Origin of the sequence: Vibrio sp. MACH09, from assembly GCF_033238805.1 — a bacterium.
Classification (GTDB): domain Bacteria; phylum Pseudomonadota; class Gammaproteobacteria; order Enterobacterales; family Vibrionaceae; genus Vibrio.
Map to the genome: position 1 here is coordinate 543,673 of NZ_BSFZ01000001.1, position 22,603 is coordinate 566,275.

Genomic DNA, 22,603 nt, shown 5'->3' on the forward strand with positions numbered 1-22,603 from the left:
GTTTTTAGATAAGTTATTGTTTTCAGATAAGTTATTGTTTTCAGATAAGTTATTGGTTTAGCGAAACGCTGCGTAACAAGAACTTATTGGCTTGTTAAAGTGTTTGTTGATACTCAACTAATATCTGTTCGCACCAAGTGGCAATACGATCATCACTTAACTCGTATTGCGAGTCCTCGTCCAGAGCAAGTCCTACAAAATAGTCTCCTTGTTCTGTTAACGCTTTCGAGGCATCAAATTGGTAACCTATATTTGGCCAGTATCCAATAAATTTAGCACCGGTCGGTTGCAACTCATCATGCAGTAGGCCCATCGCATCTAAGAACCACTCGCCATAACCTTCTTGGTCACCAAGACCAAATAGCGCAACACATTTATTGTTGAGTGAAACGGTAGAGACCGTTTGCCAAATAGCGTTCCAATCTTCTTGAATTTCACCAAAATCCCATGTCGATATACCAAGAATAATAAAGTCGTAGTCGTTCATTCTACTTAATGACACGTCTTTAACATTATGAATATCAACCAACTCTTCTCCAATGACTGCGCGTATTTTTTCTGCTGCCATCTCTGTATAGCAGGTAGAAGAGCCGTAAAATAGTCCAATTTTCATAGTAAGTGCATTATTCTTTTATTCATTATTGCGCTGATTCTACCTATAAAACAGGTATACTCAAATGCTGAAAGTAACTTTATGGTTGAGCAATGGATAAAGATTTAGCAATTGTAGAACGATTTCTCGACGCCATATGGATGGAAAAAGGGTTATCTGAGAATACCGTTGCATCTTATCGAAATGATTTAAAACGGCTTTTTGAGTGGATGACCAAGCAGCAATATCAGTTGTTATCTGTATCAACTCATGAGTTACAAGAGTACCAAGCTTGGTTGGTGGATCGACAGTATAAACAGACCTCTCGTGCTCGAATGTTGTCGGCCATGAAGCGTCTGTTTCAATATCTATATCGTGAAAACCTGCGCTCAGATGACCCAAGTACCTTACTTATTGCCCCTAAACTGCCGACACGATTACCTAAAGACTTAACCGAGACTCAGGTGGATGACCTACTTGATGCTCCTGATTGTAATGACCCAATAGAGTTAAGAGATAAAGCTATGTTGGAGCTGCTTTATGCAACAGGCTTGCGTGTTACTGAGTTGGTGAGCTTGACCATGGAGAATATCAGTCTTCGTCAAGGTGTTGTGCGAGTAATAGGCAAAGGCAATAAAGAACGTTTGGTTCCAATGGGAGAAAATGCGGTCGATTGGATTGAAACTTTTATTGAACAAGGCAGACCAATACTGTTAGGTGAGCAGAGTTCCGATGTTGTGTTTCCAAGTAAGCGGGCGAGGCAGATGACCAGACAAACCTTCTGGCATCGCATAAAGCATTACGCGGTAATCGCAGCAATTGATACAGAGCTGCTTTCTCCCCATGTTCTTAGGCATGCATTTGCAACACACTTGCTTAATCATGGTGCAGACCTTAGGGTAGTACAGATGTTGTTAGGACATAGTGACTTATCGACAACTCAAATTTATACTCATGTAGCAACAGAGCGACTTAAACAGATTCATGAACAGCATCATCCACGGGCGTGAATTATAATGATAAAAAGGTGGTACAAATGAGCGTTTTACGCCGATTAACTTTTCTGACAACCCTTCTACTGGTTGCCGCTTGTAATGCGGAAGAAGCCAAAACTGAAACTTCGACAGAAACGCAAGCTGCAACAGTGAGCGACACTCTGTTTGACAAAGAAATGCTCACTGCTCGCTTTGAAAAAATGGGTGTAAAAGTTATAAGCATCACGCCTGCAACCATAGACGGCTTGGTGGAAATTGAAACCAATGGTGGGCTGTTTTTCTCCAATGCAGCGGGTGAACAATTTATCGCTGGTGCTCTGTATTCTCTGGATGACGATGGTCAATACGTCAACTTAATAGAAGAGCGAAAAGCGCCATTGAATGCAGCAAAAATTGCTCAATTTGAACAGGATATGATTGTATATCCAGCGGACGATGAAAAATATGTCATTACCGTGTTTACTGATACTACTTGTGGTTACTGTGTGAAATTACACAGCCAGATGAGCGGTTATAATGAGTTGGGTATTACTGTTCGTTATTTGGCTTATCCCCGTCAAGGTCCGCAAGGAGAAGTGGCTGAAGAGATGGCGCGTATCTGGTGTGCAAAAGAGCCAGCGGCTGCAATGAATAAAGCCAAGATAGAGCGTAATTTTACGGAACAGGTCGATAACCTTGAACAGTGTAAAACAAAAATTATGGATCAGTATGTTTTAGGCAGAGAGTTAGGTATTTCTGGGACTCCGGCCATCTATCTACCAAATGGTAAGCTTGTTGCGGGTTATATGCCTCCAGCAAAAATGATTACTCGCCTTCGCGCAGAAATGGATAAGTAAACATCCTAAGCTCGGTTTGGCCTCATAGCTAGGCCGAGTTCTTCCTCTTCTAATACTCCCTATTGCTCCTATACGATATGAGAAAAACTGACTTGTTATGAATAAAATTACTCAGCGTCCGGCACAAGATCTTTCGCAACTTTCCGATACTATTCCTCCTCTTTTACGCCGTATTTATCTTGCTCGGGGAATTAGGAACATGAGTCAGTTAGATAAAGGAGCAAAAGGACTACATGCTTATCAGTCGTTACATGGTATTGAGAAGGCGGTAGAACTGCTTTATGCAGCAATAGGCGCTGGACGTCGTATCATTGTTGTGGGTGATTTTGACGCTGATGGCGCAACCAGCTCCGCTTTGTCAGTGTTAGCGTTACGCAGTTTTGGTAGTCAGAATGTTGATTACCTAGTGCCTAACCGTTTTGAAGACGGTTATGGCTTAAGTCCTGAAGTGGTGGATCAAGCGATAGAACTTGGAGCGGAGCTTATCATGACCGTGGATAATGGCGTCTCTTCCATTGAAGGGGTCCGCTATGCAAAATCCAAAGGTATTGATGTTATTGTTACTGATCACCATTTACCGGGGGATGAACTGCCTATTGCTGATGCGATGGTTAACCCCAATTTACAACTCTGTTCATTTCCTTCTAAAGCATTAGCCGGCGTAGGAGTCGCATTCTATTTAATGATGGCTCTCCGAGCGTATATGCGAGAAAAAGAGTGGTTTACTCAACAAAACATTTTACAGCCTAATCTGGCAGAACTGCTTGATTTGGTGGCACTAGGTACTGTGGCGGATGTGGTTTCCCTAGATGAAAACAATCGCATTCTGGTGCATCAAGGCGTACAACGAATTCGTGCAGGGAAAGCTCGGCCGGGAATTCAAGCTCTGATTGAAGTGGCCAAAAGAGACGCAAGAAGATTAGTGGCGTCCGATTTTGGCTTTGCATTGGGTCCACGAATTAATGCCGCGGGTCGTTTAGACGATATGTCATTTGGTGTTGAGCTGTTGATGTGTAACAACATACACGCAGCTCGGCGTATGGCCACAGAACTTGATGGACTAAACCAGACTCGACGAGAAATTGAAGAAGGGATGAAGCAAGAAGCTATTGCCATCTGCGAACGACTCCAGTTAAACGAAGCGTCACAACTCCCTTATGGATTAGTGCTATTTCAGCGAGATTGGCATCAAGGGGTGATTGGTATCGTTGCGTCGCGAATTAAGGACAAATTTCATCGTCCGGTGATTGCGTTTGCTGATGGTGGGGATGGTTTCATCAAAGGATCTTGTCGCTCTATACCCGGTTTACATATGAGAGATGCACTGGATCGAATAGATACTCAACATCCAAATATTATTACCAAGTTTGGTGGTCACGCCATGGCAGCAGGGTTAACCATCAAAGAAGAGCACTACGATTTATTTTGTCAGCTGTTTGATCAAGTTGTGAGAGATGAACTCGATGAAAGTGCTTTGCAAGGCGTGGTGTTATCTGACGGCGAGTTATTACCTGAAGAGTTCTCCATGCATGTTGCTCAGTTGATACGAGATGGGGGCCCGTGGGGGCAAAACTTTCCTGAACCGGTGTTTGATGGTGAATTCAAAATATTGCATCAAAAACTGGTGGGGGAGAAGCATCTAAAAATGATGGTGGAACCATTATTTAAAGGGCACCCAAGCAATATAACCATAGATGCCATCGCTTTTAATGTTGATCTACGTCGCTGGCCTGATCCTGCCACTAAAACGGTCCATATGGCGTATCGACTGGACATTAATGAGTTTCGTGGAAATCAGTCGTTACAGTTAATGGTGGAGTGTTTGCTTTAGCGACACTTCAGAAGCATTACTTTTAGAAGCATTGTTTTCAAAAGTACTACTTTCAGAAGTACTACTCTTGTATTTGCGGGTGAGAACGGGTTTGGTAGTTTGGAAGTTGTGCTCTCAACCCTTCAAATGTTTCACGCGCACTCTCAATGGCCAGTTTATTGATCAGCCAATCGGGAAGATCGCCACCGGGATGAGCAAACGCGGTGTATTCAATGACGGTTAAGCCGTTAGTCAGTTTTTGTAATAGCCAAGTCGCCGTGACGGAATGAATACGTACATACCCTTGTTGCGGCGGGAATGTGGACAAGGGGGCATCTTTAATACTCAGGGTAAAAGCGCTATCTTCAATAGAGTATTTAGAGTAGGTCACCATATCTCGATTTGTTGCAGGCCAAGGTGCGGCAAACTGAGTATAGACAATATTTTCAGTTGCTGAGATCTGCTTTAAAACTTGGCTACTGCTCACATTCGCTATCCAGTTTGGCACGTTTTTGCTGTCTTCCAATAAAGATAGAAAAGCCCCATAACTGGTGGGTGTGAACATCTGTGCTCGAATCTCCACTAAACCATCACTATGCTCTCGTGAATAGATGGAAATGCCATTACGGTTACTGTCAAATTTCCAGTAAGCAAAAGGCTCTGCAAGCAGAGGTGTTGTGACGAGCAACAATGTGATAAACAGGCATTTTTTTAGAGTAAGCATAATTTTTATCAATTTTAAATCACGGTATATTTATTCAAGCATATATCTAATTTATGGTATTGGGTGTTGTTTGCGATACTTATTTTATCAAATGCTTAAACGATAGAGGGTGAGGTGTTGATTCGCTATTTGCATGGGATAGCGCTTAACTATGCTTGAGTCGCTGAAAAAATCAGGGTTTTGTCGCGGCTTTCATTAAATATTTTTCTGTATCTTCGTCACATTTTTCAGTAGAATTCTGCGGTTAAAATCTACACTTATTGTTGAGCAAACATGTTTGAAATCAATCCTATTAAAAACCGCTTACAGGACGTATCTGAACGTACAGATATCCTGAGGGGGTACCTTTGACTATGACGCTAAGAAAGAGCGTTTAGAAGAAGTTAATGCAGAGTTAGAGCAGCCAGATGTTTGGAACGAACCTGAACGAGCACAAGCGTTAGGGAAAGAGCGTTCGTCGTTAGAAGCGATTGTAGAGACCATCGATCAGTTAGATCAAGGTGTTGACGACGTAGAAGGTTTGTTGGAGTTGGCTATTGAAGCCGAAGACCAAGAAACGTTTGATGAAATTGCCCCTGAACTTGTCGAACTTGAAGGTAAGCTAGAGAAGCTTGAGTTTCGTCGTATGTTCTCGGGTGATCATGATGAATCTGATTGCTATATCGACCTACAGTCGGGTTCTGGTGGGACAGAAGCACAAGACTGGACATCAATGTTACTTCGTATGTATTTGCGTTGGGCTGAAGCCAAAGGCTTTAAAACGGAAGTCATTGAAGTGTCGGAAGGGGATGTCGCAGGATTGAAATCGGCAACGATTCGAATCGTGGGAGAGTACGCTTATGGTTGGTTACGCACAGAAACAGGTGTGCACCGCTTAGTACGAAAATCGCCATTTGATTCAGGTGGCCGTCGCCATACCTCTTTTGCCTCTGCATTTATCTACCCAGAGATTGATGACAATATTGCTATCGACATAAACCCTAGTGATCTGCGTATTGATGTTTATCGTGCGTCAGGAGCTGGTGGTCAGCACGTAAACACAACGGAATCAGCGGTACGTATTACTCACCTACCTACCAATACTGTTGTGCAGTGTCAGAATGATCGTTCGCAGCATAAAAACAAAGATCAAGCGATGAAACAGCTAAAAGCAAAACTGTTTGAACTTGAATTGCAAAAACAAAATGCAGAGAAGCAAGCGAACGAAGATGCTAAGTCTGATATCGGTTGGGGTAGCCAAATTCGCTCCTATGTATTGGATGATTCTCGTATTAAAGATTTACGCACCGGAGTTGAGAACCGTAACACTCAAGCGGTTCTTGATGGTGATCTAGACAAATTTATCGAAGCCAGCCTGAAATCAGGTCTGTAAGCGCGTTAATAAGGTAATAAGGTAATAATAAAATGACTGAACAAGTTCACTCAGAAGTAAATGCACAAGAAGAAAACAAACTGATTGCCGAGCGTCGTGCAAAACTAGAGCACATCCGTAAAAACTGTAAAGCGAATGGTCACCCAAATGACTTTCGTCGCGACAGCTTAGCGGGTGATCTGCAGGCTGAGTTTGGTGATAAAAGTAAAGAAGAGCTAGAAGAGTTAAATAAAATTGTTGCTATTGCTGGTCGTGTAATGGCTAAACGTGGTCCATTCCTTGTTATTCAAGAGACCTCTGGCCGCATTCAAGCATATGCAGCAAAACCTGTGCAGAAAGAGCTTAAAGAGCAGTATCAAGGGCTGGATATCGGCGATATCGTTGGTGTTAAAGGTGCATTGCATAAGTCAGGTAAAGGTGACTTGTACGTGAATATGGAAGAGTATGAACTGCTGACTAAAGCTCTTCGTCCACTTCCAGAGAAATTCCACGGTTTAACAGATCAAGAGATGCGTTACCGTCAACGTTACGTTGATCTTATTGTTAATGAAGATTCTCGTACTGCTTTCATCATCCGTTCAAAGTTGGTTACGGCTATCCGTAACTTCATGGTCTCCAAGCAGTTCATGGAAGTTGAAACGCCAATGATGCATGTCATTCCTGGCGGTGCAACAGCACGTCCATTTATTACGCATCACAACGCGCTAGATATCGATATGTATCTCCGTGTTGCGCCAGAGTTGTACTTGAAGCGTTTGACAGTTGGTGGTTTTGACCGCGTATTTGAAATCAACCGTAACTTCCGTAATGAAGGTTTATCTCCACGTCATAACCCAGAATTTACCATGATGGAATTCTATATGGCGTACGCTGATTACAATGATCTTATGGATCTGACAGAAGAGATGCTTCGCACTGTAGCGGTAGAAGTTTTAGGCGCTACAGCAATGCCTTATGGCGAAGAGATGGTAGAGTTTGGCGGAACTTATCCACGTATGAGCATGTTGGATGCGATTAAGCAATACAATCCAGATCGCGAAGATATCCAAAGCATGACATACGAAAATGTGCAAGATCGTGACTTTATGGTTGGCATTGCGAAATCACTGCATGTTGCTGTAGAAGACTTTTGGACATGTGGGCAGTTGCTCGAAGAGATTTTCGGTGAAACGGCTGAACCTCAACTGATTCAACCAACATTTATTACAGAGTACCCAGCGGATATCTCACCACTGGCTCGTCGTAATGATACAAACCCGTTTATCACTGACCGTTTTGAGTTCTTTATTGGTGGTCGTGAAGTGGCTAATGGTTTCTCTGAGCTTAATGATGCAGAAGATCAAGATGCACGCTTTAAAGCACAAGTCGAAGCGAAAGACGCAGGCGATGATGAAGCGATGTACTACGATGCTGACTACATTACAGCGCTAGAGCACGGTTTACCACCAACAGCAGGTCAAGGTATCGGTATTGATCGTCTGGCGATGTTGTTTACCAATACTCATACTATTCGTGATGTGATTTTGTTCCCTGCGATGAGACCACAAGCGTAAGAGATTTTTACTAGTATAAGATATGGGGTCAGACTCTATTAAGGTCTGACCCCATTTGTTTTTGCAAACGAGCATTTTTGAAGATGAATGGTTTGATGAACATAACGATTGGAGTTGAGTTTGGAATATCAATTTACTAGAACGTTAACGGGCGAGTACCGAATTAAATGCAGTATGGATCATGAAGTCGTTGCACGTTGGTTAGAACAAGAGGTGTATACAGACAAAGCGAAGATTAATGACATTCTCGCTACCATTGAACAGATAAAAGCGGGCGATGGTCAAGAGTTCTGCTATCGAGGAAAAGAGATCTCATTGTCTATGTTACAGGGTGAAGTAATTATCGAAGAGAACGTATTATCTACTGAGCAAGAACTCGATGATAATGAGTTTGATTTTTACAATAGTGAAAGCTCCGCAGGTTGTGGTTTGGAAGACTTTGAGCAGTTACTTCGATCATGGCTGGTGTTTATTCGCTAACGGTCCCTCTTTGCTTGTCAGCTTGTCTTACTTTTAAGAATGGAGTGATATTGACGCAGGCTCGACATCTATTTGTAATCTATTTACTCTTTCAGTCATCGCATCTCTGTAGAGTCCACCTATTTGGACGTAATGTTGCTTATTGATTCTCTCCTTTTGAAACGCTATCTAACAGATTTGACGCTTTTCAATTTGCTTCCTATGGTTAATTATTGACCGATTTTTTAGCCGAGATGGAAATGAGGATAGCCAGATGAAAAGAAACAGCAAGACCTATCGCTTACAATTAATTAAGGAAACCGTGGAACACCGTGAACGCAGTTTAAGTGACAACCCTATGGTTCGACATATTGAACATTTACTCACTGATAGCCCTTCGGTTCAGAGTGAAGTAAATATGAGGCAGCAGCACTTTGTTGGACATCATTTTGACGAGCATATTGACGGGTGGGTAAGTGATAAGTGGAAATAGTGTTTTGTTGTTAATAACCGAAAAGTTACACCAATAAATAGCCCTTTTATAAGGGCTATTTTGATCGTGCTGGTACATAAATGGTAGGTCGCTGACCAACATTGCATCATCCGCTCATTTCTCAGAGTTGGTGAGAACTTCTTTTAAAATGGCAGGCTTAATATCAATCAGTTGAGTATTGTTAAGACAGTCAATCCCCCTAATTAGAATGGTCGCATCATACATCTCTTCGATTGTGAGTACCGCAGCCCCAATAGGATTAGGCCGATGAGGTGAGCGCAGAGCGAAGGTGCCTATTAAGGCGTTTTGTCTGCTGGAGTATTGTTCTACTTGATTTCTATCCGCTTCTGCGAGCCAATATAAAATTAAAATATCATCTCCTTTGCATAAGCCTTGAAGGCCTTGAGTAAATTCATCATAAAGAGTGATTTCACATAAGGGGCCGTCAGAACTTATGTTGCATGGACACGCCTCTGTTGAGTGATAAGGTGTGGCAATGTTGCCGATAAAAGTCAGCGTTTCCTGAAGGTTTGTCATGTTTTTAATCCTTATTAACATTGAGTAACGTATAGACGAATATGGTCAGGAGAATAATGACGCCACCTATGATGCTTGCCAGAGGAGGTACTTCAGCAAAAAATAGAAATGCCCAAATGGGAGCGAGTACGGACTCTAGCATCATGGTCATAGAGACTTCCGCCGCGGTAATGTGCCGAGTGGCTACCATAGACAATACTCTGCCAATGGGTGCGGTAAATAACCCCATCACCGCCATAATGAACCAAGTTTCGGCGCTAAAACTTGTTGGAGTGGCAAAGAAGAACATCACGATAGCCAGTAGCAAGCCTCCTAAGCCCACGCTGGCAAGGCGGCTGATATTTTGATATTTGCGCAGTAGCGTAAACATGAGTGATAGACAGATAACGGAAAATACCGCCAGTAAATCGCCTACCCAGTTGCCTGATCCGAAAGAGCCGGATACCACAATCGCAATGCCAATCATCACAAATAAGATCGATACTAACGTCGCAGTTGTGACTTTTTCTTTAAGGAAAAGCCAGCTAAATAGAGCGGCTAATGCCGGGGTCGCACTCAAGATGATAAAGGTATTGGCGATGGAGGTCATTTTAATACTAAACACTAAGCCAGATGCGCTACCTAGCATTAATAGCCCTGAAAATAACAGCGGCCAACCACTCTCCTTAACTGCACTTTTAATGCCTCGAGCATCATTCAGTTTTAACAGTACAGGCATAGAGATGGCACTAAACAGACCAAATAAAAAAGCCGTGTCAAAGCCACTGACCCCAGCAAATCGAATGAAAATAGGATCCAGACTCATCAGTATGACACCCGTTATTGCCAACAGAAAACCAGCGCGACGAGACCCCGTGTTGTTTAAAGATTTAAGATAATTCATTACCGTTTTGTACTCTTAGAAATAAAATCATACTGGTGAGTATGTTTATTTTTGTTTCTTGTGTCAATTAAAATCATACCGTATAGTATGATTGTTATTTTGAGGATGAAGACGATGGGAAAAATAGAGCAGAATAAAGAAAGAAAGAGAAAGGCAATTCTTGATGCCGCCAAAGGTGTATTTCTATCGGAGGGGTATGCTCAAGCAAGTATGGATCAAATTGCCAGTGATGCAGAGATGACTAAACAGACTGTATATCGGTATTTTCCGTCGAAAATCGAGCTATTTAAGGCTACTTTGGAGCATATGGGCAGTCATCAAGAATATCAGTTTCTCGATTGTCTGGATTTGGATGATAGCCGACAAGCCTTACAAGATTTTGCCAACAACTTCATCCGTTTTCATTTATCTGATGAACATATTGCGACTATGCGATTGTTGATCGCCGAGAGTAGCCACTCTCCTGACATGATCGCCAGCTTTATGTCCATAGGGCCAGATAAAACAGATAGCGCATTGGCGACGTTTTTTTCTGAGCGCTTTGGTATTGAGAACAGTGAGGTGCTTATCCAATTGTGGATGGGGATGCTTTTATCACTAAGAACAAATGCACTACTTGGAATGGAAAAACCCAGTAGTGAGCAAATTGAACAGCATGCTAGTCAATCCACTCACTTTCTATTTACCTCCATCGAAAGGTAAATACCACTCCCGCCTCATTTCAGTGAAATAAGCGCACTTTTATGGTGCGTTCTATTCTCTAATAGTGTTAAAAAATTCAATTATATAAATAAAAACAATGAGTTAATTAATTGGCACGCCTCTTGATTGTTACCTTACTGTTAACAGGAATTAGCGATCAAAGGGGATGCAATGAAGCTTATTAACGCAATTATTAAACCATTTAAATTAGACGATGTGCGTGAAGCACTTTCCGATGTTGGTATTGAAGGCATGACAGTGTCAGAGGTAAAAGGATTTGGTCGTCAAAAAGGCCATACCGAGTTGTACCGTGGTGCAGAGTATCAAGTGGATTTTTTACCGAAAGTAAAACTTGAGATAGCGACGCAAGCAGAAAATGTTGAGCGCGTTATTGAAGCAGTTAGTGGAGCTGCCCATACCGGAAAAATTGGTGACGGTAAGATTTTTGTTTATGACTTAAGTCAGGTTGTTCGAATTCGTACTGGCGAAATGGATACAGAAGCACTTTAAGGAACTGGAGAATATATAATGGAACTATTAACTACAGTAACGGAACTACGTTACGCACTGGACACTTTTTTCTTTCTTATCTCTGGTGCGTTAGTGATGTGGATGGCGGCGGGATTTGCCATGTTAGAGGCAGGACTTGTACGCTCAAAAAACACCACGGAAATTCTCACAAAGAACTTTGTGCTCTACGCTATTGCTTGCACCATGTTCTTATTGGTCGGTTATAACATTATGTACGTTGATAACGCTGAAGGGGGTGTTATTCCATCCATCGGTGCTTTGATTGGAACGCAAGGAGAGGGGGCAGATCACTCTCTAGAATCTGATTTCTTCTTCCAGGTGGTGTTTGTTGCAACAGCAATGTCTGTGGTTTCTGGGGCCGTAGCAGAACGTATGAAATTGTGGGCGTTCTTACTGTTTTCTGTGGTTTTAACCGGCGTTATTTACCCAGTTGAAGGTTACTGGACTTGGGGCGGCGGTTTCTTATCTGAAGCAGGATTTAGTGACTTTGCTGGCTCTGGTATCGTACATATGGCTGGTGCAGCAGCAGCATTAGCTGGTGTATTACTGCTTGGTGCCCGTAAAGGAAAGTATGGCAAAAATGGTGAAGTTCACCCTATCCCGGGCTCTAACATGCCACTTGCTACTCTCGGCACCTTTATCTTGTGGTTTGGCTGGTTTGGTTTTAACGGCGGATCGCAGTTAATGGTATCTGACTTTGAAAACGCAACAGCAGTAGGACAAATTTTCTTAAATACCAATGCAGCAGCAGCAGCAGGGGCAATCGCATCTCTTTTGGTATGTCGTACAACTTGGGGTAAAGCTGACTTAACCATGATTTTAAATGGTGCTCTTGCTGGATTAGTTGCTATTACCGCTGACCCATTGTCTCCATCTCCGGTGTATTCAGTGATTATTGGTGGTGTGGCTGGTGTTATCGTGGTGTTTAGTATTATCGCTCTGGATAAAGTAAAAATTGATGATCCAGTTGGTGCCATCTCTGTCCATGGTGTGTGTGGTTTCTTTGGTTTGATGGTTGTTCCGGTAAGTAATGCCGATGCTGCGTTCACTTCTCAGCTGTTTGGTGCTGCGGTGATTTTCGCATGGGTATTTTCAGCCAGTGTTGTTGTTTGGGCAGTACTAAAAGCAACGGTAGGTATTCGAGTAACAGAAGAGGAAGAAATTGAAGGGATGGATATGCATGATTGTGGTGTTGGTGCTTATCCCGAGTTTGTTTCTCTAAAGTAAGATAGATTAACAATAGAATTTTCTATACAGAAATATTTATAGCTAAATTGATAGCCCGCTTATAGTTAAGCGGGCTTTTTATTGATAGAGATAAAAATAAAGATACTATTGCGTTTTTGTATTTCTTTAATATAATGGCGAACGAGAATTATTATCACTCGCATCAACATTTAAGGATCTATGATGAAGAAAATTCTGGCGCTATCCGCTGTTGCTTTAACGACTGTTGCTCCGCAATCTTTTGCTGCGGAAGAGGTAAATGTTTATTCATATCGTCAACCATTTTTAGTTGAACCTATGTTTAATGAGTTCACCAAAGAGACGGGTATTAAAGTAAACGTAAAATTTGCCAAAAAAGGGCTAACAGAAAAGCTAGTTCAAGAAGGTGAATATAGCCCAGCTGATGTGATACTGACGACTGACATTAGCCGTTTAGTGGATTTAGTGAATAAAGAAGTTGTACAGCCAGTTCAAAGTGATGTGATATCCGCTAATATTCCAGCCCAATATCGTGACAGTGATAATGAGTGGTTTGCACTAACGTTACGCTCTCGTAATGTTTACTCGTCTCGTGATCGTGTTGGCAAACTGGCATCAGAATTTAACTATGCAGATTTAGCAAAGCCTGAATATAAAGGCAAAATTTGCACAAGAAGTGGTAAGCACGCGTATAACATTTCACTTGTTGCTTCTATGATTGCTCACAAAGGTGAAGCCGAAACCAAAAGCTGGTTGCAAGGTGTGAAGTCAAATTTAGCTCGTAAACCTCAAGGTAATGATCGCGCCCAAGTTAAGGCAATTAAAGAGGGGTTATGTGATGTCTCTTTAGGTAATAGTTATTACTTAGGAAAAATGGTTAATAATAAAGACCAAAAAGCGTGGGCTGATTCGGTGTACATTAACTTCCCTAACCAAAAGAGCTCTGGCACACACGTCAATGTTAGTGGCATGGCAATGGCGAAATTCTCTCCAAACAAAGCCAATGCTCAAAAACTGATGGAATTTTTAACCGCAGAAAAAGCGCAGCAAATGTATGCTGAAGTTAACTATGAGTACCCAGTGAAAGAAGGCGTTAAACGTTCTGAACTTGTTGCTTCTTGGGGTGACTTTAAAGCGGATGAACTGCCGTTAGAGAAAATTGCACAGAACCACAGTAAAGCAGTTAAGTTACTGGATGAAGTGAAGTTTGACCTGTAACATTTAGGGAGCGCGCTCCCTTTTTTATGATGTTGTAAATGAAAGAAAAAAACCTATTGTTATCAACCAGTAGTGGAAGCCTAGCTCTGCTACTGGTTTTGCCTATTGTGGCGATATTCTATTTATCTCTTGGTGACTCTGGAGAGCTGTTTCCACATCTACTTGCCACCGTTTTACCGACTTACACTTATAATACCGTTGTCTTAGTTTTAGGTGTGTTAGTACTTACTTTTATTATAGGTGTTCCCTGCGCTTGGTTAATGGCTATGTGCCGTTTGCCGACAGAAGGGATTTTGCAGTGGGCTCTCGTTTTACCTCTCGCCATGCCGGGTTACATTATTGGTTATGTTTATACGGATTGGTTCGACTTTGCAGGCCCTATTCAACTCTATTTAAGGGAGTTTACTGGCTGGCAAGGAGGGGAATATTGGTTCCCTGATTTACGTACTCTTCCCGGCGCAATCACTATCTTGGCCTTGGTGCTATATCCTTATGTTTATCTGATGTGCCGTGCAGCATTTATGGAGCAGAACGTGACTCTGTTACAGTCTGCTCGTCTTCTAAAGTGCTCGCCTTGGCAAAGTTTTAAACGAATCTCTCTGCCGCTGGCTCGCCCTTCTATTGCGGTAGGACTCTCTCTGGTGGCGATGGAAACCATCGGTGATTTTGGTACGGTAAGTTATTTTGCGGTTAACACTTTAACGACCGCTGTTTACGATACTTGGCTTGGCTACTCAAACCTGAATGCCGCGGCAAAGATCTCTGCCATTATGTTATTGGTCATTGTGCTATTGATTAGTGCAGAACGGTATAGCCGTCGGAGACAAAAACTGTATCAGAGCACTTTTAGTAGCCATGAGGATGCTCGTTACTTGCTCAAAGGCTGGAAAAAGTGGCTTGCACTTGTTTGGTGCTGGGGCATTGTGTTGGTCGCTTTTGCTTTGCCTTTAATGCAACTGGCTATCTATGCCTATCGATATTTTGCTCAGAGCTGGACGGCTGAATTTCAGCAATACGCCTTAAACAGCTTAAACGTGTCATTTCTGGCGGCGATCATCGCGGTGTTTGTCGCGCTGATAATGAATTTTTGCGTACGCATTCGGGCAGATAGAAGCAGCGTCATGTTTACTAGAGTTGGTTCACTTGGGTATGCTGTTCCGGGGACGGTATTGGCAATAGGAGTGATGGCTCCTGTGTTGACTGTTGATCATTGGATCAATGACATAGCCAAAATAATGGAGTGGGGCCGTCCGGGGCTGGTTTTATCTGGTTCCATCTTTGCATTAGTGTTCGCTATGGTGGTTCGTTTTTCTGCGGTTGCTATTGGCGCTATTGAAAGTAGTTTAAATAAGATCTCACCGTCGTTGGATATGGCAAGTAAAACCATGGGATGCACAACGCCGACCATGTTAAAACGTATTCATTTGCCATTGATAAGACGAGGTATATTAGTTGCTGGTTTACTGGTATTTATTGAGTCAATGAAAGAACTGAATGCAGCGTTGCTGTTAAGGCCTTTCAACTTTGAAACTCTGGCTACTTATGTATACAACTTTGCCTCTGACGAGCAGTTAGAGTTAGCGGCAATGCCTGCTTTACTACTGGTTTTTGTTGGCCTTATCCCACTTATTGTTATTAATCGTTCTCTGGAGCAAGCCCACTAATGAAAAGCAAACTTTTTATTAATAACCTTATCTGTCGTTATGATGATCAGACGGTATTAGAGTCGTTATCATTAAAGGTAGATCAAGGGGAAATCGTGTGTCTGTTAGGGGCGAGTGGTTGTGGGAAAACGACATTGCTAAAAGCGATCGCAGGTTTACTCCCTTTGAGTGGCGGCACATTAAGCCTTAGCGGCACCTTGTTAGATGATGGCAAGACTTGGTTGGCACCTGAGCAGCGAAATATCGGTATGATATTTCAGGACTACGCTCTATTTCCCCACCTCACCGTTGAAGAGAATGTTGCATTTGGTTTAAGAAACCACTCTGCGGAAGAGACATCACAGAGAGTAAAAGAGATGCTCTCTATGGTACATCTCTCGGATTACCGAGAGCGATACCCTCATCAGCTTTCTGGTGGTCAGCAACAGCGGGTGGCGATTGCACGTTCCCTCGCTTACAAGCCTGATCTACTGCTATTGGATGAACCTTTTTCCAATATTGATACTCAGGTTCGACATGAACTTATTTTACAGATTCGTAAGATTTTTAAGCAGCAAGGTGTCACTGCTATTTTTGTCACTCATAGTCGAGAAGAAGCCTTCGCCTTTTCTGACAAAATGGCGGTAATGAACAAAGGGGTTATTGAGCAGTTTGGTAGCGCTTCAGAGCTCTATCATCAACCGTCCAGTAAGTTTGTTGCTGACTTTCTTGGTGGTGGAAGTTACCTAACGGCGGAAAAGATAACAGAGTCGAGCTATGAAACACCGTTGGGGATGATCAATATAGATCAAAGTGAGCATATCGCCATAGGTGATAGTTGTCAGCTATTATTGCGCCCGCAACATATTCTGCTAAGTAAAAGCAGTGATGGTCCCGCTAAAGTGATTGAACAGCAGTTTATGGGGGATCACTGTCGTTATGCTATTGAAGTGGAAGGCATTAAAATATTAGCAACATCAACTCAACGCTTGTCCGTAAATGATCGAGTGCATATTGGTGTGGCGGAAGAAGGTGCTATGGTGTTTAGCGCTTAAGCTAAACCTCACAGACTAGCAATAAACGAGCGCTAGTCTGTGAAGATAAATGAGATTTATGGGTTACTGTTTAACTGCGTGGTAAATGGCAAATTTGTTGGTTTTATTGACGGTTTCACAGTTGGAAAACCCTTGCTGAATGATGGGTGGGTATTTAAGGAAGCTGTTAGCCACGATAAATAACTCACCATTGCGGGCCAGATGTTTTGGCGCTTGAGATAGTAAAGTTTCGCTTGCACTGTAGTTGGTATCAAGCCCAGCATGAAAAGGGGGGTTACTGATAAGGAAGTTGTAGTTATTTACGGTATCGGAGTAAACATCTGAGGCAAATACTTTTCCTTTTACGCCGTTGATTTGTAGCGTTCTCTTTGATGATTCAATCGCTAGAGCACTTATGTCACACATTTCTAGTTCAATATTGGGGTTTTTCAAGGCTAAAATTGACCCTATAACGCCCGCTCCACAGCCGAAATCAAGTACTTTGCCTTTTAAGCTAGGTAAGGAGTCCAATAGTAATTGGCTACCTACATCAAACTGACCATGGCTAAATACACCGGGTAGACTCTGAATCTCGATGTTTTGATTACCCACATCTAGAGAGTAGCTTTTATACCAATCCTCAAGTTCAAATTTAGCTGGGACATGTTCACATTCCCCCCAATAGAGCGAACAGCGACGTGCTGAGTCATGCTTAATCACACGGCCGTATGGCGCAAACATCTTCTCGATGCTTTTGACTCCAGAGCGATTCTCCCCGACAACCACAATTTCAGTACCAGCGCCGAGGGTGGCAAAAAGCATAGCCAATAGATAATCGGCTTCTGCTTTGGCTTTTGGCCAATATAGCAATACCAAGTCAGCTTTGCTTTGGGGACTGATTTCCACAGCAAAATCGCAGGAGATGGCGGAATGACTGGCGAGCTGACGATAATATCCATAGTTGGTAGTAAATACCGAAACAGAGCGGCAATGTTCACTTAACTCAACGGGAAACAGGTCTTCCGCTTCTCCCGCTACGAGTACATTCTTGTCTTTGAATAACGCCAATTGACGTTGAGCGATCTGACTGGGAGTGGTATAGGCTGACATAATACGTCCAAAAATGGGTGACAAAAAAGTGGCCAGATTTTCGCATAATCTGGCCGGTGCATGAAGTGATTTATGCTGTTATAGACAAGTAACTTCCAGTCTCACTGAATCATCCGTCTTAAGGTGACTTAACTATATTAGCTTTTATCTTGATTTTTTAGAAAACCGTGAAACTCTTCTTCATAAATATTAAACAGCACAATGGCGATAGCAAAAATTAGTGGTCCATATATTAAGCCAATAAGACCAAATAGTTGAATACCGCCCAATAGAGAGAAGAAAATCATTAAGGTGTTCATTCCCGCACTGCCTTGCATTAACAGAGGGCGAAGAATGTTATCGATTGAACCGACAACCGCCATGCTCCATATGGCAAAAAAGATGGCCCAATTGGTATCACCAGTGATGAGCAAATATGCGGTGGCTGGAATCCAAATCAGTGCGGTGCCGACAATAGGAATAAATGAAGCAAATCCAAACATGGTTCCCCAAAATAGCGCCGGGAATCCAACAATCCACATGCCGATACCTCCGGCAATACCTTGTGCTATTGCCGTTAAAAAAGAACCTAACACTGCGGATTTGGAAACTTGCTCAATTTCGTTGAGTAACCGATCTTCCTGACTGCGAGAAAGCGGCAATATATGACGTAATGCACGGATGATCTTGTCATGGTCTCGTAGTAAGAAAAACAGCACAAATAGCATCAGCAAGAAACTGGCTAGAAAACTGGTTGCATCGCCCAGTATTTTTGCACTAATAGCAACCAAATTTGAACCAAAGCTGGTGGCCAACTGAGCGATTTTTTCTGCTATTTTTTGTGGGTCAATTTTGTCAAATGGCGAATAGGTGTTTGCCAGATCGACCGCTTTGATTATCCAAGGCTGTTTGAAAAACTCATCGATACCGCCGCTCGTCACCCACAAATAGATTCCCTGAGTCGCAACGGAGCCTTGTTGTACTATGGCTGCAAAGACTGCCAGAAGTGGAACGACGATAATAAAAGTCAATACAGTACAAGAAAAAAGAGAGGCTAAGTTGGGTTTATTAGGTACTTTTTTCTCAATCCATTCATGAACTGGAAACATAAGTAAAGAGATGATAAATGCCATGATGATTGAGTTCATGTATGGCTGCACTATCAGGTAACAGGCATAAGCGGCAACGAGCAGTGCAGCAATCAATACATAGTGGCTAGACGATATCTTTTTATTTTCTGACACGGGTATTCTCTTTAATTTAATAGTGGTGTAAGCATAACAAAGTGAATCACGCTAAGTATATTATAAGTATACTCTTGTTACTTGAAGTTGCAGAGGAGATGGTTGGTTCTCGGAAACCTTATCACACCGATATCTTTCTTAAATTAACGGTACTGGTATCGCTCTAAATTCTGCATATTCAGCTTAGTTTGGTATATGATACCGTCCGTTATTCAATAAATCTTTGGAAATATAATGGCTTGCTGTGGAAATGATAAAGGTTGTGCGAAACAATCACCAAGGAAAATGAGAAGAGTTCCATGGTTCCGTTGCTTTATTGCCGTCTTGGTCGTGTTAGTGATTTTTAATTGGCGATAAATGGATAAGAAGTCGGTTTACAGGTGAAAGATCTATCTTGAACGCACTGGGAAATCGACATAGTAAAAAAATAAGCCCTAGAGCCAATATGCTTTAGGGCTTATTTAAGACAAGGATTTAAAATCTAGTTGGCAAGTTTAGCAAAGCAGCGATCGGCAGCTTGCAAGGTCGCTTGAATCTCTTTCTCTCCGTGAGCCAGAGAAGTAAAGCTTGCTTCGAAAGCTGAAGGCGCTAGATAGATACCTTCTTCTAACATTAGATGGAAGAACGTTTTGAATCTTTCTACATCGCATTTTGCAACGTCTTGGTAGCAAGTTACTTTTTCTTGTTCGGTAAAGAAGAAGCCAAACATCCCCCCAACTTGAGAAACTAACATTGGAATCGCGTGTTTATCTGCCAACTGTTTAAAACCATCGGCTAGCTGTTTGGTAATGTCCGCAAGTTTCTGTTCATTACCTTCTACCGTGAGCGCTTTAAGTGAAGCTAGACCTGCCGCCATGGCAATTGGGTTGCCTGATAGCGTCCCTGCTTGATAAACCGGACCCGTTGGAGCGATGTGTTGCATTACCTCTTTGCGGCCACCAAAGGCGCCTACAGGCATACCACCACCAAGAACTTTTCCTAATGTAGTCAGGTCGGGTTTGATATTGTAATGAGCTTGAGCACAGCCTTGAGCGACACGGAAACCTGTCATGACTTCATCAAAGATCAATAAAGCCCCTTCTTTATCACAGATCTCTCGTAGCCCTTCATGAAAGCCTTTTAGTGGCGGAATGCAGTTCATATTGCCAGCAACCGGTTCTACGATAATACAAGCGATTTCACCTTTATTGGCATCAAACAGCTCTTGAACAGAGGCTAAGTCATTAAAGGTTGCTGTAAGTGTGTACTTGGCAAAATCGGCAGGCACACCAGGAGAGCTTGGTTGGCCCAATGTTAATGCTCCCGATCCCGCTTTAACTAGCAGACTGTCGGCATGGCCATGGTAGCAGCCTTCGAACTTGAGGATTTTGTCTCGGCCAGTGTAGCCACGAGCCAAACGAATCGCACTCATTGTCGCCTCAGTTCCTGAGTTCACCATACGCAGCTGTTCCATCGAAGGAACGATCTGAGAAACAAGTTCGGCCATTTCAACTTCAACTTCTGTTGGTGCACCAAAACTCAGGCCACGTTCCGCCGCTTCAATGACCGCGTGACGAATATCTGGATGATTATGACCAAGTATCATTGGTCCCCACGAGCCAACATAATCGATATAAGCTTTACCATCTGCGTCATACATGTATGCGCCATCGGCTTTCTCAACAAAGATGGGAGATCCACCTACGCCATTGAAAGCTCTGACGGGAGAGTTAACACCACCGGGAATGGTTTTTTGTGCTTTTTGATATAGTTCTGACGACTTGGTCATGGGCTTATCCTTAATCTTTATAATTTGGAGCAATAAGTCTGAATTGTAACGATTATTCGTCGATTTGCTTTAGCTTTTTTTACTAAATTTGCAAATTAGTTGAGGTTAGTGAATCACAACAACGATAATAAGCTGAGATAAAGAAAGCAAGAATACTTGAATGAATTACTCAGGTATTAGATAATCGTCAAATAATCAGAATATAAGCAGTTAATTGCCATATAAGTAAAGAATTGAACTTGTATTGCAATAGGAGAAGTCATTGTGAGTGAAGTAGCCATACCATTATCATTTTCAGATGCAGCAGCCATTCGAGTGAAAACTCTGATTGCTGAGGAAGAAAATCCAGAATTAAAACTAAGAGTTTATATTACAGGTGGTGGTTGTAGTGGCTTCCAATACGGGTTTACTTTTGATGAAAAAGTAAACGAAGGCGATAGCACAATTGAAAATAGTGGTGTTACTCTGGTTGTTGATCCAATGAGCTTACAATACCTGATTGGTGGCGTCGTTGATTATACCGAGGGCCTAGAAGGGGCTCGCTTTTTTGTTAATAACCCGAATGCCACAACAACATGTGGTTGTGGTGCATCATTTAGTGTTTGATCCGTTTACCAATTGATCGATTTTGCTGTTTGATCAACTTTACTGTCTGATCAATAGCACAATAACGTCATTTTCTTAATGTTATAATGACGTGCTGAATTAATTTAAGGCCTTGCGTAATGAAAACTACGTAAGGCTTTATTCATTTAAATGTACTTTATAAAAATGAATTGAATAGTAACAACAATATAATAAAGGGACTTGTTATGCCTATACGTCATGTTAGCCGTTTTTTCTCTGAACGCCCTTGGTTACTCTCACTGCTCCTCCTAATTGGACTCTCCATTTGGCTTGGTATGGGCATGCTTCGAGCTGAAGAAAGCAAGACAGAAAGTGAAGCAGAAGTCGCACCTTTAGCGAAAGTTCAGTATGACACTTTTGACGCTATCCTCACTGCCAAGACGGTGGATCTATACGGTCGTACCGCTCCTGATAAGCAAGCTAAGCTTGGCGCAGAAGTCGCCGGAAAAGTGGTGAAACTTCTGGTTAAGAAAGGGGCAAGTGTAAAAAAAGGCCAAGCGATCGCTCAGATAGATAAAGACAATCTTGAGATTCAGTTAGAGCAGGCCATTGCCAATTTGAATGTAAAAGAGAAAGAGTTTAAAGCGGCAAAGTCTTTAAAGAGCAAAGGGTTACAGGGTGAAGTTGCCTATAGTTCTGCTCAGGCATCATTAGTAAAAGCAAAAACCGATGTGAGCAAGGTGCGACTTTCTCTGCGAAACAGTTTATTGAAAGCACCTTTTGACGGCATTGTCGATCACCTGTTTATCGAAGTGGGCGATTATGTTGGTGTGGGTGATCCGGTTGCAACGGTAATTGACTTGCAAGTATTAGTCATAGAAGCCGATGTTAGTGAACGACATGTTCAAAGTTTAAAACGTGGTCAAACTGCCAAGATTCGTCTCATTAATGGTGAACGTATTGAAGGTACATTGCGCTATCTTTCTCGTGTCTCTTCCGTGGCGACCAATACCTTCCCCATTGAAATTGAAATCGCAAACCCTAACCAGAGAGTACCTGCGGGCGTGAGTGCAGAGGTAGAGCTTGACCTTGAAATGAAGAAGGCAATTAAAGTCTCTCCTGCGATGCTCGCTTTAGATGAGGATGGCAATCTGGGGGTTAAGGTGCTGCAAGATAACCGAGTTAAGTTCGTTGCCATTCAACTGGTTAAAGCTGTACAGGATGGAGTGTGGCTGTCTGGATTAGGCGATAGCGTTGATATTATTACTGTAGGACAAGGATTTGTTCGTGATGGTGATGATGTTATTGCGGTAAAAGTCGATTCTGTAAGTCAATAGGCGGAGAAAC

Annotated in this window: 22 protein-coding genes; 15 read left to right on the top strand and 7 right to left on the bottom strand. The window is 42.4% G+C overall.

From position 1 onward, the window contains the following. Window positions 1-94: 94 nt before the first annotated feature. Complete coding sequence (gene fldB, locus CHJ_RS02475; RefSeq protein WP_317916775.1) at window positions 95-613, bottom strand: flavodoxin FldB; 519 nt, start codon at window positions 611-613, stop codon at window positions 95-97. Window positions 614-705: 92 nt separating this feature from the next. Between fldB and xerD the strand changes: the two genes are divergently transcribed. From xerD to recJ, 3 genes are all read left to right on the top strand, one after another. Beyond that, complete coding sequence (gene xerD / locus CHJ_RS02480) at window positions 706-1,602, top strand: site-specific tyrosine recombinase XerD (RefSeq protein ID WP_317916776.1); 897 nt, start codon at window positions 706-708, stop codon at window positions 1,600-1,602. 26 nt (window positions 1,603-1,628) lie between these two features. Further along, on the top strand, window positions 1,629-2,423 hold the full coding sequence (locus CHJ_RS02485) for a thioredoxin fold domain-containing protein (protein WP_317916777.1): 795 nt from the start codon (window positions 1,629-1,631) through the stop codon (window positions 2,421-2,423). 97 nt (window positions 2,424-2,520) lie between these two features. Beyond that, window positions 2,521-4,254 carry a single-stranded-DNA-specific exonuclease RecJ gene (gene recJ / locus CHJ_RS02490; RefSeq protein ID WP_171753803.1) on the top strand — a complete coding sequence of 578 codons (1,734 nt, stop codon included), beginning with the start codon at window positions 2,521-2,523 and terminating at the stop codon, window positions 4,252-4,254. Between the two features lie 61 nt (window positions 4,255-4,315). On the opposite strand, the gene CHJ_RS02495 is transcribed toward recJ, so the two are convergent. Beyond that, the gene (locus CHJ_RS02495; protein WP_317916778.1) at window positions 4,316-4,957 is read right to left on the bottom strand and encodes an START domain-containing protein; all 642 of its coding nucleotides are present in this window, start codon (window positions 4,955-4,957) and stop codon (window positions 4,316-4,318) included. Window positions 4,958-5,230: 273 nt separating this feature from the next. Here CHJ_RS02495 and prfB point away from each other — a divergent pair. The 4 genes from prfB (at window position 5,231) to CHJ_RS02515 (ending at window position 8,834) form a co-directional block, all read left to right on the top strand. Next, window positions 5,231-6,329, top strand: a protein-coding gene (gene prfB / locus CHJ_RS02500) for a peptide chain release factor 2 (RefSeq protein WP_317916779.1) whose coding sequence is annotated in 2 segments (ribosomal slippage) — window positions 5,231-5,305 and window positions 5,307-6,329 — 1,098 coding nt in all. Because the reading frame shifts where the segments join, the coding sequence is not laid out codon by codon here. Between the two features lie 32 nt (window positions 6,330-6,361). Beyond that, window positions 6,362-7,882, top strand: coding sequence for a lysine--tRNA ligase (gene lysS / locus CHJ_RS02505; RefSeq protein ID WP_171753800.1), 1,521 nt, complete (start codon window positions 6,362-6,364; stop codon window positions 7,880-7,882). A gap of 120 nt (window positions 7,883-8,002) precedes the next feature. Beyond that, entirely contained in the window at window positions 8,003-8,362 is a 360-nt protein-coding gene (locus CHJ_RS02510) for a YacL family protein (protein ID WP_171753799.1), read from the top strand. 253 nt (window positions 8,363-8,615) lie between these two features. Continuing rightward, window positions 8,616-8,834, top strand: coding sequence for a hypothetical protein (locus tag CHJ_RS02515; protein WP_171753798.1), 219 nt, complete (start codon window positions 8,616-8,618; stop codon window positions 8,832-8,834). 114 nt (window positions 8,835-8,948) lie between these two features. Here CHJ_RS02515 and CHJ_RS02520 read toward each other — a convergent pair whose 3' ends face one another. Both CHJ_RS02520 and CHJ_RS02525 read right to left on the bottom strand, forming a co-directional pair. Next, window positions 8,949-9,371 (bottom strand): SAM-dependent methyltransferase, encoded by a 423-nt coding sequence (locus CHJ_RS02520; protein WP_317916780.1) that lies wholly within the window; start codon window positions 9,369-9,371, stop codon window positions 8,949-8,951. A gap of 4 nt (window positions 9,372-9,375) precedes the next feature. After that, entirely contained in the window at window positions 9,376-10,254 is an 879-nt protein-coding gene (locus tag CHJ_RS02525; RefSeq protein WP_317916781.1) for a DMT family transporter, read from the bottom strand. Between the two features lie 114 nt (window positions 10,255-10,368). Between CHJ_RS02525 and CHJ_RS02530 the strand changes: the two genes are divergently transcribed. The 6 genes from CHJ_RS02530 (at window position 10,369) to CHJ_RS02555 (ending at window position 16,609) form a co-directional block, all read left to right on the top strand. Continuing rightward, window positions 10,369-10,956, top strand: a complete 588-nt coding sequence (locus CHJ_RS02530; protein WP_317916782.1) for a TetR/AcrR family transcriptional regulator — start codon at window positions 10,369-10,371, stop codon at window positions 10,954-10,956. 171 nt (window positions 10,957-11,127) lie between these two features. After that, entirely contained in the window at window positions 11,128-11,466 is a 339-nt protein-coding gene (glnK, locus tag CHJ_RS02535; protein ID WP_171753797.1) for a P-II family nitrogen regulator, read from the top strand. An 18-nt stretch (window positions 11,467-11,484) separates the two neighbouring features. Continuing rightward, window positions 11,485-12,714: an ammonium transporter gene (locus tag CHJ_RS02540; protein ID WP_171753796.1), complete on the top strand. Its 1,230-nt coding sequence runs from the start codon at window positions 11,485-11,487 to the stop codon at window positions 12,712-12,714. A gap of 183 nt (window positions 12,715-12,897) precedes the next feature. After that, window positions 12,898-13,911, top strand: a complete 1,014-nt coding sequence (locus tag CHJ_RS02545) for a Fe(3+) ABC transporter substrate-binding protein (RefSeq protein ID WP_171753795.1) — start codon at window positions 12,898-12,900, stop codon at window positions 13,909-13,911. A 38-nt stretch (window positions 13,912-13,949) separates the two neighbouring features. Further along, window positions 13,950-15,575, top strand: coding sequence for an ABC transporter permease (locus tag CHJ_RS02550; RefSeq protein ID WP_317916783.1), 1,626 nt, complete (start codon window positions 13,950-13,952; stop codon window positions 15,573-15,575). Next, window positions 15,575-16,609: an ABC transporter ATP-binding protein gene (locus CHJ_RS02555; RefSeq protein ID WP_317916784.1), complete on the top strand. Its 1,035-nt coding sequence runs from the start codon at window positions 15,575-15,577 to the stop codon at window positions 16,607-16,609. The genes CHJ_RS02550 and CHJ_RS02555 overlap by 1 nt, the downstream gene beginning before the upstream one ends. 63 nt (window positions 16,610-16,672) lie before the next feature. On the opposite strand, the gene rsmC is transcribed toward CHJ_RS02555, so the two are convergent. The 3 genes from rsmC to hemL form a co-directional block, all read right to left on the bottom strand. Next, window positions 16,673-17,698, bottom strand: a complete 1,026-nt coding sequence (gene rsmC, locus CHJ_RS02560) for a 16S rRNA (guanine(1207)-N(2))-methyltransferase RsmC (RefSeq protein ID WP_317916785.1) — start codon at window positions 17,696-17,698, stop codon at window positions 16,673-16,675. Window positions 17,699-17,835: 137 nt separating this feature from the next. After that, window positions 17,836-18,921 carry an AI-2E family transporter gene (locus tag CHJ_RS02565; RefSeq protein ID WP_171753791.1) on the bottom strand — a complete coding sequence of 362 codons (1,086 nt, stop codon included), beginning with the start codon at window positions 18,919-18,921 and terminating at the stop codon, window positions 17,836-17,838. A gap of 481 nt (window positions 18,922-19,402) precedes the next feature. After that, a complete protein-coding gene (hemL, locus tag CHJ_RS02570; RefSeq protein WP_317916786.1) occupies window positions 19,403-20,689 on the bottom strand; it encodes a glutamate-1-semialdehyde 2,1-aminomutase in 1,287 nt (428 codons plus the stop codon). Between the two features lie 264 nt (window positions 20,690-20,953). On the opposite strand from hemL, the gene erpA reads away from it, so the two are divergent. Both erpA and CHJ_RS02580 read left to right on the top strand, forming a co-directional pair. Beyond that, entirely contained in the window at window positions 20,954-21,295 is a 342-nt protein-coding gene (gene erpA / locus CHJ_RS02575; RefSeq protein ID WP_171753789.1) for an iron-sulfur cluster insertion protein ErpA, read from the top strand. A gap of 206 nt (window positions 21,296-21,501) precedes the next feature. After that, window positions 21,502-22,593 (top strand): efflux RND transporter periplasmic adaptor subunit, encoded by a 1,092-nt coding sequence (locus CHJ_RS02580; protein WP_317916787.1) that lies wholly within the window; start codon window positions 21,502-21,504, stop codon window positions 22,591-22,593. Window positions 22,594-22,603: the final 10 nt, after the last annotated feature.